Source organism: aff. Roholtiella sp. LEGE 12411 (assembly GCF_015206995.1).
GTDB lineage: Bacteria > Cyanobacteriota > Cyanobacteriia > Cyanobacteriales > Nostocaceae > Komarekiella.
Genome location: NZ_JADEXR010000130.1, coordinates 1 through 16,646, shown reverse-complemented (window position 1 = coordinate 16,646; position 16,646 = coordinate 1). Strand labels below are relative to the sequence as shown.

Here is a 16,646-nt window from a genome sequence, read left to right as displayed (position 1 = left end):
TGCCCATGCCCCATGCCCCATGCCCCATGCCCAATGCCCAATGCCCAATGCCCAATTTGAGGTTATCAGGTTACAGAACCCTCTGGAACCTCTAAGGGGCGGATTGCGTCTTTGGGCTAATCTGGGGCGCTTCCCATTTATCTATCACAACGGGAAACTTTTCAGTTAACCTCATAAATTACCTAAGTGTTTTCCATCTATTCAAGTTAGCTGTGCCCTTGAAATATGCTTTGGTTCATGAGTGGCTAACGCCTAAAGCCACCGGCGGTTCAGAACTCGTTGTCAGGGAAATTTTGAATCACATTGATGCTGATTTGTATGCCCTCATCGACTTTGAATCCAGCAATTCTGAAAGTTATTTATACAAGCGTCAGATTGGTAAGACGTTTCTCCAGCATTTTCCCTACGCCCGCAATGGTGTACAAAAATATTTGCCTTTGTGGCCGTTAGCGATTGAACAACTGGATTTGCGACAGTATGACGTAATTCTGTCTTCATCCCATGCTGTCGCTAAAGGAGTCCTTACCACCTCTGAGCAGTTGCATATTTGCTACTGCCATAGCCCTATGCGCTATGCCTGGGATTTGACTTTTGATTATTTGCGCCACAGCAACGTAGGTAGTGGTTTAGCTGGGTGGATGACGCGATATTTATTGCATCGTTTGCGCCAATGGGATGTATTGAGTGCGAATCGCGTTGATTACTTTATTGCCAATTCACAGCATATAGCTCGCCGCATTTGGCGGTGCTATCGGCGAGAAGCAACAGTCATTTATCCGCCAGTAAATATCGAGGCATTTCCATTTTTTTCTCAGAAAGAGGATTTTTACCTGACAGTTTCCCGGTTAGAGAGTTACAAACAGGTAGCTTTGATTGTCAAAGCTTTTAATCAGCTAAAACGACCATTGGTAGTAATCGGTACAGGAACTGAAATGAAAAAGATTCGCGAAATGGCAGATTCTAATATACAAATATTGGGATGGCAACCCGATAATGTGGTAAAAAAATATATGGCTAATGCCAAGGCGTTTGTGTATGCAGCTTGTGAAGATTTTGGCATTGCTTTAGTAGAGGCACAAGCTTGTGGGACTCCAGTGATTGCTTATGGTGCAGGAGGTGCTCTAGAAACTGTACGAGATATTCACTCCTGTGGGGATACAGGAACTGGTATATTCTTCAAAAAGCAAACAGAGGAAGCTTTAGTTGCAGCAGTGGAAAAATTTGAAATGTATGAGGGTTTGTTCAGTCCTGAGTATATGCGATCGCACGCCGCGCAGTTTTCGCCACAAATCTTTGCAGAGCGCTACCTAGATTTTTTAGAAAAGTGCAACGCAAAAAGACCTTCCTGGAAATGATGGTCTAGATTTATTTATCTGTTTTGTAGGCTTTTGGCAATTTCCCCCCAGAAGCACCTCCTTTTGGCTTTAAGATTGGGACTATGTGTGGTGTGGATTGTTAAGGAGTATGATGACTGCCCAGAGCTCACTCCTCTCCGGCAAGCGATCGCGTACTTTCTTAAAACGTGGTCAAAAAACAAAGACACCTAGGGTTCAACCCAAAGGTTTGTCTTTTCAAGGTTTAAACGGAGAGTTTGCCAAGCGACTGTTCGATATAGTGTTTTCGTTGTTAGTGTTGATTTTGTTCCTTCCCATTTACTTAATCTTGGCCTTGTTAATTGCTTTAAGCTCAGAAGGCCCGATTTTTTATGTCCAGGAACGGGTTGGCAAAAACTACAAACGCTTTAATTGTATTAAATTCCGCACAATGGTGAGCAATGCCGATGAAGTTCTCATACAAATGATGGAAACATCCCCTCAGCTGCGGCAAGAATTTGAAACCAGTTTTAAGCTCAAGCAAGATCCCCGAATTACGAAAATTGGTCGATTTTTGCGAATTACTAGCTTAGACGAATTTCCCCAGTTCTGGAACGTTTTAAAAGGGGATATGAGTGTTGTCGGCCCGCGACCCTTAGTAGCGGAAGAACTACCAAAATATGGTTGTCACATCGACGAGATTTTGACAATTCGTCCAGGAATCACTGGCTTGTGGCAGGTGTCTGGGCGTAATGATATTCCATACCCTCGGCGAGTCCAAATAGACCTGCATTATGTCAAATTTAGGAATCTTTGGCTCGATTTATGGATCATCTTGAAAACTATTGATGTGGTCATTATGCCCAAAAATAACGGAGCATACTGAGAAACTACTTAGGGCTGATTTTGTGGGGCACTTAATGCCCCCAAAAGACAATGATTGTTTAGAGACTAAAACACTGAAACAAAATTGTTACCTCAGTGTCCTCACTTTTAAACACACATAACAGAATTTAATTTTCTTTCTTCTAGTCACAGAATATGCTCTGGTCAACCTAAAATACCAATTTATTCAGCCTTCACAAAAACCCAAACTGTATAAATTTTTAATAAAGATCAAATAAATCATACACAATATCATAATTCAGAAGGCAGCTATGCTGGAGGCAGCTATGCAGAAGGGAACCCACCCTTAAAAGAGTGGGATTGTTACAAGGACGTTTTATACCTCGCTGCAAGCAGTCTCCGTATAATTATTGATTTAAACTGGGCTTTAAGCCCTGCAACTTTAGTTTTAATTAATACTCTTAACCTTCAGCATAGCTGCCCTCGACCCTCTGCCTTTCTTTGTAATCTTGATTTACCTTAGGTAAGGTTTACTTGTAAAATTACTCTATATTAAGTATATTTATTTACGGTAAAGTTCTGAGATCAGCTAGAACTCGTATGTTTTACATTAGGCAATTTAGCAATTAGCTGTTACGTTATATCAGATTGACTGTAACTTTTTCATCGAAGACAACAAGGGATAATTGAGCATGACGCAACAGAAGCGAGCGTTGATTACTGGTATTACCGGTCAAGATGGTTCATATCTGAGTGAGTTTTTGCTAGAGCAAGGTTATGAAGTTCATGGCATTATTCGTCGAACTTCTACCTTCAACACAGACCGCATCGATCACATCTATGAAGATCCTCACAAAGAGGGAGTGCGGTTGTTTCTACACTACGGTGACTTGACGGATGGTACAACGCTACGCCGTATTTTAGAAGAAGTTCAGCCAACAGAAATTTACAATCTAGGTGCTCAATCCCATGTAAGGGTAAGCTTTGACTCACCGGAATACACGGTAGACGCGGTAGGAATGGGAACACTGCGTTTGTTAGAAGCAATTCGGGATTACCAAGGACGCACTGGAATTCAAGTGCGGTTTTATCAAGCGGGTTCTTCGGAAATGTATGGTTTAGTACAAGCAGTACCTCAAAACGAGACAACACCGTTTTATCCCCGCAGCCCTTACGCTTGTGCTAAAGTTTACGCCCACTGGCAAACGATAAACTACCGCGAATCTTACGGTTTATTTGCTTGCAATGGCATTCTTTTTAACCACGAATCACCACGACGTGGTGAAACCTTTGTTACCCGCAAAATTACCAGAGCAGTAGCCAGAATTGTTGCAGGGAAGCAGAAAAAAATCTTCATGGGTAATCTTGACGCCAAGCGAGATTGGGGCTATGCGAAGGATTACGTTAAAGCAATGTGGTTAATGTTGCAGCAAGAGCAGCCAGACGATTACGTGATTGCTACCGGCGAAACTCATTCAGTGAAGGAGTTTTTGGAACTGGCATTTGGTTATGTGAATCTCAATTGGCAAGATTATGTAGAGTTTGATGAACGCTATCTTCGTCCATCTGAAGTGGACTTGCTAATTGGTGATCCTACTAAGTCACAGATGAAGTTAGGCTGGAAGCCGTCGGTAACTTTTAAAGAACTAGTTGCTTTGATGGTAGAAGCTGATTTACAGGCTTTGGGTCACACTTTACCCAATGGAAATGGTGCTCAATTTCCACATGATATCGCTACTACTCGTCCAGAACTAGGCGCTCTCCACTTCTGATTCACACTGCTGAGGATAAAAATATGACAGCCTTAGAACTACAAAGTAAACGGATTCTCGTCACAGGTGGGGCGGGGTTTCTAGGTCGTCAGGTGATAGATCAGCTTTGTCAGGCAGGGGCTGACCGTGAGAAGATTACAATACCGCGATCGCGCCAGTGTGATATACGTGTGTGGGAAAATTGCCAACGTGCAGTTGACCAGCAAGACATAATTATTCACCTAGCTGCTCACGTCGGCGGTATTGGTCTTAACCGCGAAAAACCCGCAGAGTTATTCTACGATAACTTGATCATGGGAACCCAGCTAATTCATGCTGCCTATCAAGCCGGAATAGAAAAATTTGTCTGTGTAGGCACAATCTGCGCCTATCCCAAATTCACCCCAGTGCCATTTAAAGAAGATGACCTGTGGAATGGCTACCCAGAGGAAACCAACGCTCCTTACGGAATTGCTAAGAAAGCGCTTTTAGTCCAATTGCAATCTTACCGTCAGCAGTACAATTTTAATGGTATTTATCTGTTGCCAGTGAATTTATACGGCCCGGAAGATAACTTTGACACCGGAAGTTCCCATGTCATTCCAGCGTTGATTCGTAAAGTTCACGAAGCCCAAATTAAAGGAGAAAAGCAACTCCCCGTTTGGGGTGATGGCAGTCCCACCCGCGAATTTTTATACTCAGAAGATGCGGCACGAGGAATTGTTATGGGTACTCAATTCTACAATGACTTGGAACCAGTTAACCTGGGTACAGGTTATGAAATCTCCATCCGCGATTTAATTACACTCATCTGCGAACTAATGGAGTTTGACGGTGAAATTGTTTGGGAAACTGACAAGCCTAATGGTCAACCCCGGAGATGTTTGGATACCGAACGGGCAAAGCAAGCCTTTGATTTTACTGCTCAAGTAAGTTTCCAGGAAGGACTAAAAAATACGATTGAGTGGTATCGTCAACATGCCGCATAACGACTACTAAGCTAAAACACATTTAAATTGCACATACGTCATGCGTCATTAGTCGAAAGTATTTATAAAGGACGTATGACCAATGATTAATGACGGTTTTAGCCAGTGAATGTGCAACTTAGACGCACATTAGCTTAGTGTAGGGTAGTGTAAGGTGGGCGATGCCCGCCTTATTTGTTTTGACAACATCAATTTTTATGGACAACATTGATCGTCAACTAAATAAAGCAGAACTACGCCGTAATCTGCTCCAAACACGTCAATCAATGCCCGTCCGAGAGTGGAGAGAAAAGAGCGATCGCATCTGCTCTAATCTGCAAACTTCTGTTTTATTCACCCAAGCAAAAACAATACTTGCTTACTTTAGCTTTCGTCAAGAACCTGACCTCAGTCTACTATTTGCAGACGCCAAATATCATTGGGGTTTTCCTCGCTGTGTTGATAAGTCCCTTCATTGGCACATTTGGAAACCTGAAAATCCCGTCCAAATTGGCGCTTATGGCATTACTGAACCCCATCCCGACACTCCAAAAATCGAGCCTGCTGACGTGGATTTGATTCTTGTCCCCAGTGTTGCTTGCGATCATCAAGGATATCGCCTAGGCTATGGCGGAGGATATTACGATCGCTTGCTCAGTTCAACTGATTGGGTTACAAAGCCAACTATCGGAATTATCTTTGATTTTGCCTATTTACCCCAACTACCTATTCAACCTTGGGATAAACCGTTAAAAAATGTTTTGACTGAAACTGGCTGGGTTAACTTATAAAAAGTAAAATCAGCAAATTTAGTCAGATGGTTAATTCTAAAATCCAAAGTTCACGACTACAAAGTCTTGGAATGTATGCACTACTGGGAGCGATCGCACTAGTAATGCTCTTTCCATTACTATGGCTAATTAGCACAGCCTTAAAATCGCCAACAGAAAATATATTACAGTCGCCACCACAGTTGTTGCCAACTCAACCTACACTAGACAACTTCTCTGGTGTGTGGAACTCTCTACCTTTTGGACAGTACTTGTATAACAGCACCGTAGTATCCGTGCTGACTGTTGGCTTAAATTTACTGTTTTGTGCTTTAGCTGCGTATCCGTTGGCAAGACTGTCATTTGTAGGACGAGACTGGATTTTTATTGCGATCGTTTCTACAATTATGATTCCTTTCCAGATCGTGATGATTCCCCTATACATTTTGACGGTGCAGTTAGGTTTGAGAAATACTTATTTGGGGATGATTTTTCCTAGTTTAGCTTCTGCCTTTGGCATTTTTCTATTGCGGCAAGCTTTTATGAGTGTTCCTAAAGAAATAGAAGAAGCTGCCCGTATGGATGGTAGTTCTGAGTTAGGCTTGTGGTGGCATGTGATGTTACCAGCAATTCGCCCAGCACTAGTTACTCTAGCTATTTTTGTATTTATTGGTGCTTGGAGTGACTTTTTATGGCCTTTAATTGTTATCCAAGATGAAAATTTATATACTCTACCTTTAGGAGTAGCAAAACTGGCAGGTACGTTTTCTCTTGACTGGCGATTGGTAGCTGCTGGCTCAATAATTTCCATCGCTCCAGTACTGCTACTATTTTTATTTTTACAACGTTATATTGTACCAACTGAAACTGGTAGCGGGGTTAAGGGTTAAATAGTTGAAATCCAAGAACTTTTGAAATTCTTGGATTTCAACTGTTGAATTTTGAATCAGTATGAGAGTTATAACGGCTTAATCCTACAATTAAAGTGGCATATTTTAAATTTTCAGTTTTATTTCTTCAAATAGAAACAACAAATGCTAAATGAACGCGCAGACATAAGAGTAAATATTAGTTTTACTGGCAAGACTGCGCGTTGTAGCTTGTATATTTCTTGAATATCAGGCTGTCCTGAGACATCATTCTTAATGATGAACTTCTAAAACGAAATTCACCGTATAAGGTTCCTCCAATGACTGTTGATTACTAGCTTTGATCATATCTAGATAGTGACGCAGACAAAGCAGTTGTTGGGAATTCGGACGATAAGTGAGACTCCCTTGTTTGTCAAAAAGTGGTGCATTGGCGATCGCCTTGTAGTCAGAATTTCCCTGAGAATTCTGGGTGAGCCAGGTTGAGTCTATCACCGAAGGTATCAAACCTGGAGGTAGTTCGCCCTCCAAGAAAGCCAGTAAGCGTTGCTGGCAAGTACGTGTATTAATACCACGGCTCTCGAATAGCTGGATAATTTCACCGAAAGATAGGGGTCTATCTGGCAGAAGCCGCAGCAATTCTGTGAACAGGAAATAATCAGTATACTGTTGCCTAGGTATTTCTAAAACCTGAGGATGCAGAGGTAACATTGCCAAACCATAAGCAACCCGACTACAACTAGGAGCGCCGTTTTCGCCAAGATATAAATCTTGAATAATCTTAGCGTTGGGGAGTTTTTGCCGTAGCCAACGGTTCACCGTACCTACAGAAGTCACGCCACCACCGAGGATAGCTTGATTAATTGCTTCTGTGGGTATGCCACGAGCTACCAATAACTTATTGAGTTCTCGGTTCAGGCGGCGGACAAACGGGATAAACACCTGGCTTTCTAAGTCTCGTCGCTGCAAAATCCACCGCTGATCGGCTAATTCCAGGGTAAAAGAGTCTTGGTGTTGTAAAATCAGCTTCAGGGCAAGTGCCGCATCTAATACTGCCTGTCCCAAAAGGGAACTCTCTAGACGCTGCTGGAGGCGAATGCGGGCTGTGATGTCTGGTTCCCCAACTCTAGGTAATTCTAATTCTTCCAACCCTAAACTATGCCAACGCATTTGGTCTAAACCGGGAATGGCTGGTTGCCATTGCCAAGGGTTACTGCTAATGGTTTTACTATCGCTTTGGGTTGCTATGCGTGATTGCCGAGATTTTGGTGGTAATAGCAGTTGGCAGATAATATCTTGCTCAATGCCTTTGCCGGCATAGGCAAAACTGTGGAGCATGAAATCATTATGTGTCAATTGCACCAGGTTTTCTGGCAAATCTACCAGTAACATTTCTGTTGCAGTTGCCCCAATGTTAATCACCAGGGTATTACCAACAAGAGAATATTCGCTAGTTTTTGCCGGACGTAAACCCTGGCGATCGCTTAATTGTACTTGTTCACCGTTAGCACCATCAAGTTGCGGCAGCAGACTAGCGATCGCTTCTTCAACAAAAAAGACTTGTTGGGGATGTTGGATGAGTTTGCTAGTTAATACAGCTTCCCGCACATTGAAGCGATATTGTTCCGACCAGCTAGATGGACAGGTGCAGATCACACCAGCAATGTTATTAATAATCTTCAGGAAAGTTTGTTCGTTAATACCAACAGCAGCCGCAATTAAACCAGGGGTGGTACTGGTGCGATCGCACTTGAGAGTTAATAGCAGCTTCGAGAGTGATCTGACAACCCAAATCAAAGGGCCCGCAGAAAATTCATTTAATTGCAACACAGGTTCCCATTTTTGTTGTTCACTCTTGTAGGGAATGGCTACTTGCAAATAGGGTTTCAACTGCGCCGAGTAAAGATTGTTCGTCGAATTGGGTGCAGAAATAGTAGCTGAGTGGTCAGGGACTTTTTCCTGAGCAACAGCCGCAGGTGCTGTCTGCTCCTGTGCTTCAGTGCTTTCATTTTCTCCATGAGGTATGGAAGCCGCAGGTAGATAAACCTCTGCTGGTAAACGAAACGATTGCTGAAAGGAAGTTGTTCCCGGTTGTTTTTCTGCTGACCAATAGATAGGATACACAACGAAAGTGGAACTATTCAACAGTGCTGCCGAAATCCCAGTTGTACCCAAATCAATCCCTAAATACCAGACCGATTCTAAAACATTAATTGGAATTTCTGTATTATTGATTGAGTTGGAAATTGGAAGTGAAGAACTTTCCTGAACAGGATCTGTGACTTCCTTTTTTTTTTCAGTTTTTGGGCTGATGTCTAATTGATTTTCTGTCAGATATGATACATCAGAAAGTGCGGTATTTTCTGCTAGGTACTTATATGGAGATTCAATCTGACCAGAAGTTGTGCGGAGCGTGTCTTGACTTTTATTAACTACTTCTTGGGAATTATCTAAGTTAGTAGTAGGCTGCAACTCAGAATTTAGTTGCTGATCAAAATTAGCCAAATCCCGATCCAATTGCTGCAACTGCTCTTGATTCAAGGAAATATTGGGTAAAGATGGAGTCTGATCCTCAGAGGAAAGCAAATTTTCGTGTGGCGAAGCGGGAATATAATTGTCTACTAAATGTTCTTGATCGTCATCGTTAATTACTTGCGATGTTGCGATTGGCAAGCCAGCCTGCGCGATCGCAATTCCAGCTGATTCTGTAGTTACTGTATTATTTACAGAGGATGATACTTCCAACTGTTGCTGCTCACTGTCTGTGTCAGCCAATAATTCAGTTAAAGTTGTGATGGTATCACCAATCGCTGGTTGAATACGGAGTTGTACGGGCAAACTGTCTATTGCCAAAACCTCTTCTTGTGGCAAGGTAAAGAAACCAAAAGGTGCGGCTAGGACAGTATTCTCTTCAAAAAGCAATACCTCTTGTGACTGTGATAATGCATCTGTGGCTTGTAATGGCGCATCCTGAGTTTCTTGCGGGTCAGTGTTATTCAAATTAAAAAGACCCGCTTCTAGCTCATCAGACCAAGGATCTGGCATTACAACCGCAGAATCCACTTGTTGCAGTTGATTAGTTGAGGAGTTAAGTGAGCTTTCAGGAGTATTCAACGCCGATGCAGAGGCTGTAAAGTTGCCAGTACCAAACAAACTGGCATAAAGTTGGTCTACTTCATCACCAATTAACTCAAAACTATCTTGCTGTAATTCAGTTGAGGTTGCATCAGATTCAGGCGAATCTATACCAAGTTGCAGCAGTACTGCATCTAGATCCTCTGTATTCAGAGGATCATATTGATCGGGATTAATTGCGAGAGAGGATAAAGTTTCTGGTTGTATAAACTCTGACAATTGGGATGTTTCAGCACTGGTAGCAGTTGGCTGTAATATTACGGAATCAGCTAATAATGCTGATGGAGCCTGTGTTTCAGCTTCTAAACTTGGCAAAGATGGCTGGGAGCTAGAAGATTGTTGCTGTAAATACTGGGTCAAATTGTTGAGAAAGCTCGCCATTAATTGTTCGCCTTGCACTCCTTTGCTATGCATTCTTGCCAGTGCTTGCGATAAAGATTCGTGATATGTATTAATGTTGCGCTGTAGGGCCTCAAAAACAACATTTACAGTTCCATCTAGTGATAGTAAGCGTTGATCCAGTTCCCTAGACAACTGTGTTAAGCGTTCCACGCGCTCTGATGATTCTAACAGAGGTTGAGCCGTGGAGGTTGTTAGTTCTACGTTCGCGCTATTACTTGGTCTTGAGGAACTGGGAGAATTTGCTAAATTTTGTGTTAACTGTGGGGTTAAAGTTGGCACAAGGCGACTCATGAGTACCTGTAAAAACTCAGCAATTATCTGCTCCTGCTTTGCCAACTGCTGTGCTAAGGAGTAGTTTTGCGATCGCCTTTGCTCTAGCTGCCTAATTTCTTGAACAAGAGTTGCTCGTTCTTGTAACAGTCCTTCTAATTCTGCTCGCAAGGGCTGTATCAATCCGGAAAGTTCACTTTTTAACTGTTCTATACCAAGAGTACTCTGCTCTTGATTAGGTTCGTCTTTTAATAGTGAAGATTGGTTGTTACCTTGATCGATAAATCTCGCTAACAAAGGCGATATTGGCTGTTCAGAGGACTGATTTTGAGTGCCGCTCGCTAATGCCTCACTTTCTTGTAGCTTAATTAGGAATTCACGAATTCGTTGTAAAACTTCTTTAGGCTCTTGCGCCTGACCAGACAGCAACATAGATAGGCGCTTACCACCGCTGGCAAGTAAGTTGTCAATGTCTGCGATCAGTTTTTGAGTTTCATCTGCGCGGAAAGTCACTTTAAATCACCTTAGCTAGAACTGTACGTCAACCAGTGTGGGAATTGCTTCACAATTACCAAAGTTTTGAGTGGCAAAAGCCCTCCGGATTCGCAGTCGCTTTCGGAGGGTTTCCCTCCCCGAAGTTCTGACTGCCATTATGTTATCGATTGCTGGGAGTCGTGGTAATTTCTAATCAGCGTCTGGTTTAGAAGATTAGCTTGACAGCTAATTGTAGTCTTGGGATACACACAATATTCCGCGGTTCCGCTAGCGCGACAGTTTACACGGCACTGTGTTCTTTCACTAAACAGCCAATGTTACAACCACACGGACTTAATAGCATAAAACACAGAAAAAAATGCAACAATCAAGCAAATTGCCTTTGGTAATGAAAAACCACGCCCATTGCCTTCTCTACGAGACGCTCCGCGAACGTAGCGGCACGAAGTGCAAAGACGAGGTTTACTACCACTTTCATTGGAACATAGATACTAAATCGATAAGTTCTGTAAATACCACACATGGTTATTACTAGGTAATATTTAATACTCTATATATAGAAATATTGAGTGTGGAGTGCTGAGTATTTTTCTATTCACTACTCAGGATTCAGCACTATTTTGGTAAGTGGATAGCAAGAAACTTTGTTTTTACTTATTTCTGTATTACTGACAACTGCCAAAATACGTGAGCAAAAATTTACTACCTTGAGTATCATTAATGTTGTCTACCTGTGTTTTTAATTAATCAAATTTGCAGTGCGGCTAGCCTCTCAAAAATACTTCAGTGGGTAATAAACTCTTTTTGCAAAACTTTGGCTCATTTTAAACTCATAAAGGGTTGTTTAGAAAAACGTTCTTGTCGCTTTCTTGCGTATCATAGTTTAGTTTTTTCTTTGAAAGGGGCCGTGCTTTGATAGCTTAGGCTGAAAATGGCGCTCTTGTTTTTTGTGTATGTAGCCGCTTAAATAAAGATGTCGTAATGGAAGACCGATATAGCTTACAGGCACCCGCTAATCCCTGGATGATCACGTCGGCTCCCTTTTTCCAAGGGTTGCCAGAAGCTGTTGTGGAACCAGCCCTCATCCATCTTGTTACCCGTACTCATCCTGCAAATCAAGTGATTCTGCTGGAAAATGACTGGGGGGGTTCTGTGTATTTTATTGGAGATGGATGGGTCAAAATTCGCACCTACAATATGGAGGGCAAAGAGGTAACGCTGAATATTCTCGGTAAGGGGGAATTGTTTGGTGAAATGGCGGCGCTAGATGAAGTACCTCGATCTACTGATGTAATTACTCTGACACCTACGGTAATTGGCAGTATGCCTGCTCAGGACTTTGTTAAGTTACTTCAAATAGAACCTTTGGCGGGAGTCCGATTATCACAACTGATGGCACGACGTTTGCGCCAAGTAAATCGCCGATTGCGGTTGCGGGAATCTGATAGCCAGTCGCGAGTGGCAGATACTTTACTATTTTTGGCAGAAGGCCAGGGAAAAAAAGGGCATACAGGTACCGAAATTCCCAATTTACCCCACCGGGAATTGAGTAGTTTGAGTGGACTGGCACGGGAAACAGTGACACGAGTATTGACAAGACTAGAAAAAAAAGGCTTGATTAAACGGGATCAGGACATTATTTGTATTCCCGATATGTCAGCTTTGGAAAAAATGATAGTTTAACAACTTGTCAGATATGAGCATTTTAGATTCTCTGCCAGATGAGCCGGAGGAAGATCCGTCCGCTGAATCCCCAACTTCTCTCAATCAATGTTCAGACAAACAAGCGCAGTTAACGCATCCCCAACTAAAAGCTGATGCGCCCTTGAAGATGGTGGAAACAGCGTTTTTAGCTAGTACCGCTAGCTTGATTTGGTTTATTAATTTCTATTTTCCGTTGGGCCCATTGTTGCGGGTATTTTTTCCAGTACCAATCGCTCTGGTTTATCTGCGTTGGGGTAGACGAGCCGCATGGATGGCAGCCCTCACCTCCGGATTGCTGCTGGCAGTACTTATGGGGCCATTCCGCAGTTTGCTATTTATCATGCCTTTTGGGTTTATGGGTGTGCTTTTGGGGGCTACGTGGTATCGTCGTCGTGTCCCCTGGATTGTTTCCATCATCTTAGGCACGTTGCTGGGTAGTTTGGGAGTCTTTTTTCGGTTGTGGCTGCTGTCTGTGTTGTCGGGTGAAGACCTGTGGATTTATCTGATTACTCAGGTGACGGAGTTCATCGAATGGCTATTTTTAAAGCTGGGTTTATTAGCAAGTCCTAGTGTGTTTTTAATTCAAGTAGGAGCGATCGCCTTAATTATACTCAACAACTTTATTTACCTATTTGTGGTACATCTGGCAGCATGGCTACTTTTTGATCGTCTGGGAAATCCCATTCCGCGCCCGCCACACTGGGTACAAGTCCTCATGGATTATGAAGGATAGTCAAAAGTTCAGAGTCCAGAGGTTAACTTTGATTCTTGACCCTTAACCCCTGTGAAGACGGGATTAATCATGTCTCTACTCTTGACCCTTGACTTATGATTCGTATTTATACCCAAATAGAACAGGGTGAAGAATGGCTGCGAAGGCATCGTGGTTGTGTACCGATATTTACCTGCGTTTTAGGATTTACTGAAACTGGTTTGATTCCAGGTATTTCAGCAGCTGGTTGCACTCCCGAAGATCGAAAGTATACTGCTTGCGCCGATGCTGAGTTTTTGTATTATGGTTTCCAACAAAAGCCTCAATATCCCCTTCCACCGCTGACGGCGGGGGCTTCGCCTGTACTGATTTCTCGCGCTGTCGTCGAAGCATTAAAAATACCAGTTTATTTATTTAATGCTGGTTTACCTCAATCTCCATCTGTGCCAGCAATTGATTTGGGTGGCACTCCCGCTAATTGTTTAAGTGGAGGCGCTGCTATGGAACTAACAACGGTACGCCATTTGCTAGAGCAAGGGTTACTGTGGGGAGAACGCCTTACTGCCAATATCCAACAAGGATATTTAATTTTAGGCGAGTGTGTCGTTGGAGGTACTACAACCGCTCTGGCGATTTTGACTGGCTTAGGTATAGAAGCTGCTGGAAAAGTCAATAGTAGTCACCCTGTTTGTAATCATGCCCAAAAGTGGGCAGTCGTACAGGCGGGGCTGGAGAGGATGAAGGGGAGAGAGGGGGACAAATTAACTTTTTCGTCTTTCCCAATTGAACCTCTACAACTTGTCGCCGCAGTGGGCGATCCGATGCAAGTGGTGGTAGCTGGGATGGCGATCGCTGCTAGTCGCCATTGTGGCGTTTTGCTGGCTGGTGGGACGCAAATGCTAGCGGTTTATGCTCTAATAAGTGCGATCGCTCAAGCTTACTCTTTATCATGGCGACCAGAACAAATAATCATAGGTACAACCCGTTGGGTAGCAGATGATCCCACTGGTGCTACGGTTGATTTAGCCCTCAGCTTAGCTAAAAGTAGCCTAACTCAAACAGGGCAAACTCCCCCCCTATTAGCAACTCAACTGAGTTTTGCTGATTCTCGTTATCCCCAACTCCAAGCTTATGAGCAGGGTTTTGTGAAAGAGGGAATGGGCGCTGGAGCCGCCTGCATAGCTGCCCATCTCAGCTACAATTGGCAGCAAAATCAACTTTTGGCAGCCATTGAAGACCAACTCAAGCACTTGGTCTAAACAATAGCCAATAACAAAATAACCGGACTACAAAAGCTTCCGGTAAATGTTTGAAATATTGACTATTGATTAATTAATGAATTCTTTCTCTCATTAGTTGTTCTTCTAAAGCTGCAATGCGATTGTATGCCGCTGTTAATTGCGCTGTCAGTCGTTGTATTTGAATTTCCGGCGTTAAGTTCTTATCTCCGGCTTGACGACTCAGGTCTGGGTAAATGCCATCTGTCAATACATCTTTGTGTTCCAGGTCTGACTTAGAACTGATATGCCCCTTTAAAGAATAACGTCCAGCCTCACTACTTTCCTGATAATTATCCCCTTGCTGTGTTTTTGCTAAGGAGCACTCTGATAAAGCTTGAGAAACTTTGATTTCAAGTTGCTCAATCACCTGGTAGAGGGCATCCAGTTTATGGCTCACCGTCAGGATCTGCTTTTGTAATGGCTCCATTTAATACCTTTAACCACATATTTTCTTTATGTTATTCAATTTACTGGAAATCTTAAACTTACTTATGAATTATTTAAGTATTCAAACTTTTTGGAGAAATGTGATAATTTAATCCTTAATTTTAGATAAAATTTAAATATTTACCGCAATTAATGCTGATTTCTTCAGGAAAGTGAATTATTAAGCATTTATTCTCCGAAAAGCTTGCTAAATTTAGTCGATGGAATAGAATACTCAACAAAAATCGAAAGCTCACATTTTGGTTCCAACCGGAGATGCTATTTCCACTTCTAAGCGCGATCGCAAAAGGATGGAAAATGGGGCAAGCAGCGAAACCACTAATTGGGAAGAAGCCCGGGAAAAACCAGTTGCGGTATGGCAGATGGAACTGAATGTGCAACCCATTTCATAGCCCGAATATCGAGTGCCAAATTTTTTGTCCGCTTGACTAGTCAATAATTAATTTGGCACTCAACATTAATATAGGTATTATCCAAAATCTCAAATCCCAAATCGATGGATCGACGGTCTTTTCTACTAGGTACAAGTACACTGGCACTTTCGCAACTGCTTTTTGGCTGTAGTGGAAACAACCAGGCAAAATTAAAAGTACGGTTATTAAAAGGTTCTATACCTGGTCAGGTAGTTAATCAATTTCAGAAAAGTTTACAGCAACAGGTGCAGTTAAAGTTTGCTCCAGTCGAGCAAATACAAGATTTGTTTAAGCAGTTGCAAAATTGGCAGCAGAAATCAAAAGCTACTGATGAAGAGGTATGGAGCCGCTTTATCCCGTTTAGGCAAGGTCAAAAAGTAGATGAAGCTGATTTAGTAACATTGGGAGATTATTGGCTAAAAGCAGCAATTGAGCAGAAACTGATTCAACCACTAGATGAGGTACAGGCAAACCAGTTAAAACAGTGGTCTGGTTTGGATGAAAAGTGGAAAAAACTGGTACTGCGTAACGACCAAGGCAATTTGGATGCTCAAGGAAAAGTTTGGGCTGCTCCCTACCGTTGGGGTAGTACGGTGATTATTTATAACCGTGATAAATTCCGAGACTTAGGATGGACGCCGAAAGATTGGGGTGATTTGTGGCGGGATAGACTGCGATCGCGCATTTCTTTACTAAATCAACCCAGAGAAGTAATTGGTCTAGTCTTAAAAAAATTAGGAAAATCCTACAATACAGAGAATCTTGACCAAGTACCAGACTTGGAAAAGGAATTACAGACATTAAATCAACAGGTGAAGTTCTACAGTTCCAATAACTACCTGGAACCCTTAATCATTGGAGATACTTGGCTAGCAGTTGGTTGGTCAAGTGACGTGCTGCCAATTCTTGGGCGTTATCCACAATTCGCCGCAGTTATTCCCCAGTCAGGAACAGCAATCTGGGCAGACTTATGGGTACGCCCCACAGGTGTTACTCAGAGTGCTTTATCATCCCAATGGATTGATTTTTGTTGGCAATCAGGCATCGCTAAGCAAATTTCTATACTGACCAAAAGTAATTCACCAATTTCGACAAATATTGTCGCTTCCGACATTCAAGAATCATTACGGAGTCTATTAGAGAGCGATCGCGAAGTTTTTGACAAAAGTGAATTTTTGCTTCCCTTATCCCCATTAGCAGTAAAACAGTACGAGTCTTTATTCACCAAAATCAAAGCTTAATTGGATGGGATTGGGGATGGGGCATTGGGG

The 16,646-nt window shown here is 42.6% G+C and carries 13 protein-coding genes; 11 read left to right on the top strand and 2 right to left on the bottom strand.

Annotated elements, in window-relative coordinates:
• Positions 1-212 precede the first annotated feature (212 nt).
• The 6 genes from IQ246_RS22470 (at position 213) to IQ246_RS22445 (ending at position 6,538) form a co-directional block, all read left to right on the top strand.
• Positions 213-1,355 (top strand): glycosyltransferase, encoded by a 1,143-nt coding sequence (locus tag IQ246_RS22470; RefSeq protein ID WP_194005555.1) that lies wholly within the window; start codon positions 213-215, stop codon positions 1,353-1,355.
• A 112-nt stretch (positions 1,356-1,467) separates the two neighbouring features.
• Positions 1,468-2,199, top strand: coding sequence for a sugar transferase (locus IQ246_RS22465; protein ID WP_194005556.1), 732 nt, complete (start codon positions 1,468-1,470; stop codon positions 2,197-2,199).
• Between the two features lie 652 nt (positions 2,200-2,851).
• Positions 2,852-3,931: a GDP-mannose 4,6-dehydratase gene (gene gmd, locus IQ246_RS22460; RefSeq protein ID WP_194005554.1), complete on the top strand. Its 1,080-nt coding sequence runs from the start codon at positions 2,852-2,854 to the stop codon at positions 3,929-3,931.
• A gap of 23 nt (positions 3,932-3,954) precedes the next feature.
• Positions 3,955-4,899, top strand: coding sequence for a GDP-L-fucose synthase (locus IQ246_RS22455; RefSeq protein ID WP_194005553.1), 945 nt, complete (start codon positions 3,955-3,957; stop codon positions 4,897-4,899).
• A 197-nt stretch (positions 4,900-5,096) separates the two neighbouring features.
• A complete protein-coding gene (locus IQ246_RS22450; protein WP_194005552.1) occupies positions 5,097-5,669 on the top strand; it encodes a 5-formyltetrahydrofolate cyclo-ligase in 573 nt (190 codons plus the stop codon).
• A 26-nt stretch (positions 5,670-5,695) separates the two neighbouring features.
• Positions 5,696-6,538, top strand: a complete 843-nt coding sequence (locus IQ246_RS22445) for a carbohydrate ABC transporter permease (protein WP_194005551.1) — start codon at positions 5,696-5,698, stop codon at positions 6,536-6,538.
• A 252-nt stretch (positions 6,539-6,790) separates the two neighbouring features.
• On the opposite strand, the gene IQ246_RS22440 is transcribed toward IQ246_RS22445, so the two are convergent.
• The gene (locus IQ246_RS22440; RefSeq protein WP_194005550.1) at positions 6,791-10,837 is read right to left on the bottom strand and encodes a hypothetical protein; all 4,047 of its coding nucleotides are present in this window, start codon (positions 10,835-10,837) and stop codon (positions 6,791-6,793) included.
• 963 nt (positions 10,838-11,800) lie between these two features.
• Between IQ246_RS22440 and IQ246_RS22435 the strand changes: the two genes are divergently transcribed.
• The 3 genes from IQ246_RS22435 to cobT all read left to right on the top strand — a co-directional run bounded on the left by IQ246_RS22435 (position 11,801) and on the right by cobT (position 14,494).
• Positions 11,801-12,502 carry a Crp/Fnr family transcriptional regulator gene (locus IQ246_RS22435; RefSeq protein ID WP_194005549.1) on the top strand — a complete coding sequence of 234 codons (702 nt, stop codon included), beginning with the start codon at positions 11,801-11,803 and terminating at the stop codon, positions 12,500-12,502.
• Positions 12,503-12,515: 13 nt separating this feature from the next.
• A complete protein-coding gene (locus IQ246_RS22430; RefSeq protein ID WP_194005548.1) occupies positions 12,516-13,256 on the top strand; it encodes a DUF2232 domain-containing protein in 741 nt (246 codons plus the stop codon).
• A 95-nt stretch (positions 13,257-13,351) separates the two neighbouring features.
• Positions 13,352-14,494 (top strand): nicotinate mononucleotide-dependent phosphoribosyltransferase CobT, encoded by a 1,143-nt coding sequence (gene cobT / locus IQ246_RS22425; RefSeq protein WP_194005547.1) that lies wholly within the window; start codon positions 13,352-13,354, stop codon positions 14,492-14,494.
• Between the two features lie 73 nt (positions 14,495-14,567).
• Here cobT and IQ246_RS22420 read toward each other — a convergent pair whose 3' ends face one another.
• The gene (locus IQ246_RS22420; RefSeq protein WP_194005546.1) at positions 14,568-14,942 is read right to left on the bottom strand and encodes a hypothetical protein; all 375 of its coding nucleotides are present in this window, start codon (positions 14,940-14,942) and stop codon (positions 14,568-14,570) included.
• A gap of 259 nt (positions 14,943-15,201) precedes the next feature.
• Between IQ246_RS22420 and IQ246_RS22415 the strand changes: the two genes are divergently transcribed.
• Both IQ246_RS22415 and IQ246_RS22410 read left to right on the top strand, forming a co-directional pair.
• A complete protein-coding gene (locus IQ246_RS22415) occupies positions 15,202-15,354 on the top strand; it encodes a hypothetical protein (RefSeq protein ID WP_194005545.1) in 153 nt (50 codons plus the stop codon).
• Positions 15,355-15,458: 104 nt separating this feature from the next.
• Positions 15,459-16,616: an extracellular solute-binding protein gene (locus IQ246_RS22410; protein WP_194005544.1), complete on the top strand. Its 1,158-nt coding sequence runs from the start codon at positions 15,459-15,461 to the stop codon at positions 16,614-16,616.
• Positions 16,617-16,646: the final 30 nt, after the last annotated feature.

Excerpts from the sequence above, each read along its gene's own strand:
- IQ246_RS22465 (WP_194005556.1), top strand. The coding sequence starts at position 1,468 with ATGACTGCCCAGAGCTCACTCCTCTCCGGCAAGCGATCGCGTACTTTC.
- gmd (WP_194005554.1), top strand. The coding sequence starts at position 2,852 with ATGACGCAACAGAAGCGAGCGTTGATTACTGGTATTACCGGTCAAGAT.
- IQ246_RS22455 (WP_194005553.1), top strand. The coding sequence starts at position 3,955 with ATGACAGCCTTAGAACTACAAAGTAAACGGATTCTCGTCACAGGTGGG.
- IQ246_RS22450 (WP_194005552.1), top strand. The coding sequence starts at position 5,097 with ATGGACAACATTGATCGTCAACTAAATAAAGCAGAACTACGCCGTAAT.
- IQ246_RS22445 (WP_194005551.1), top strand. The coding sequence starts at position 5,696 with ATGGTTAATTCTAAAATCCAAAGTTCACGACTACAAAGTCTTGGAATG.
- IQ246_RS22435 (WP_194005549.1), top strand. The coding sequence starts at position 11,801 with ATGGAAGACCGATATAGCTTACAGGCACCCGCTAATCCCTGGATGATC.
- IQ246_RS22430 (WP_194005548.1), top strand. The coding sequence starts at position 12,516 with ATGAGCATTTTAGATTCTCTGCCAGATGAGCCGGAGGAAGATCCGTCC.
- cobT (WP_194005547.1), top strand. The coding sequence starts at position 13,352 with ATGATTCGTATTTATACCCAAATAGAACAGGGTGAAGAATGGCTGCGA.
- IQ246_RS22420 (WP_194005546.1), bottom strand. The coding sequence starts at position 14,942 with ATGGAGCCATTACAAAAGCAGATCCTGACGGTGAGCCATAAACTGGAT.
- IQ246_RS22410 (WP_194005544.1), top strand. The coding sequence starts at position 15,459 with ATGGATCGACGGTCTTTTCTACTAGGTACAAGTACACTGGCACTTTCG.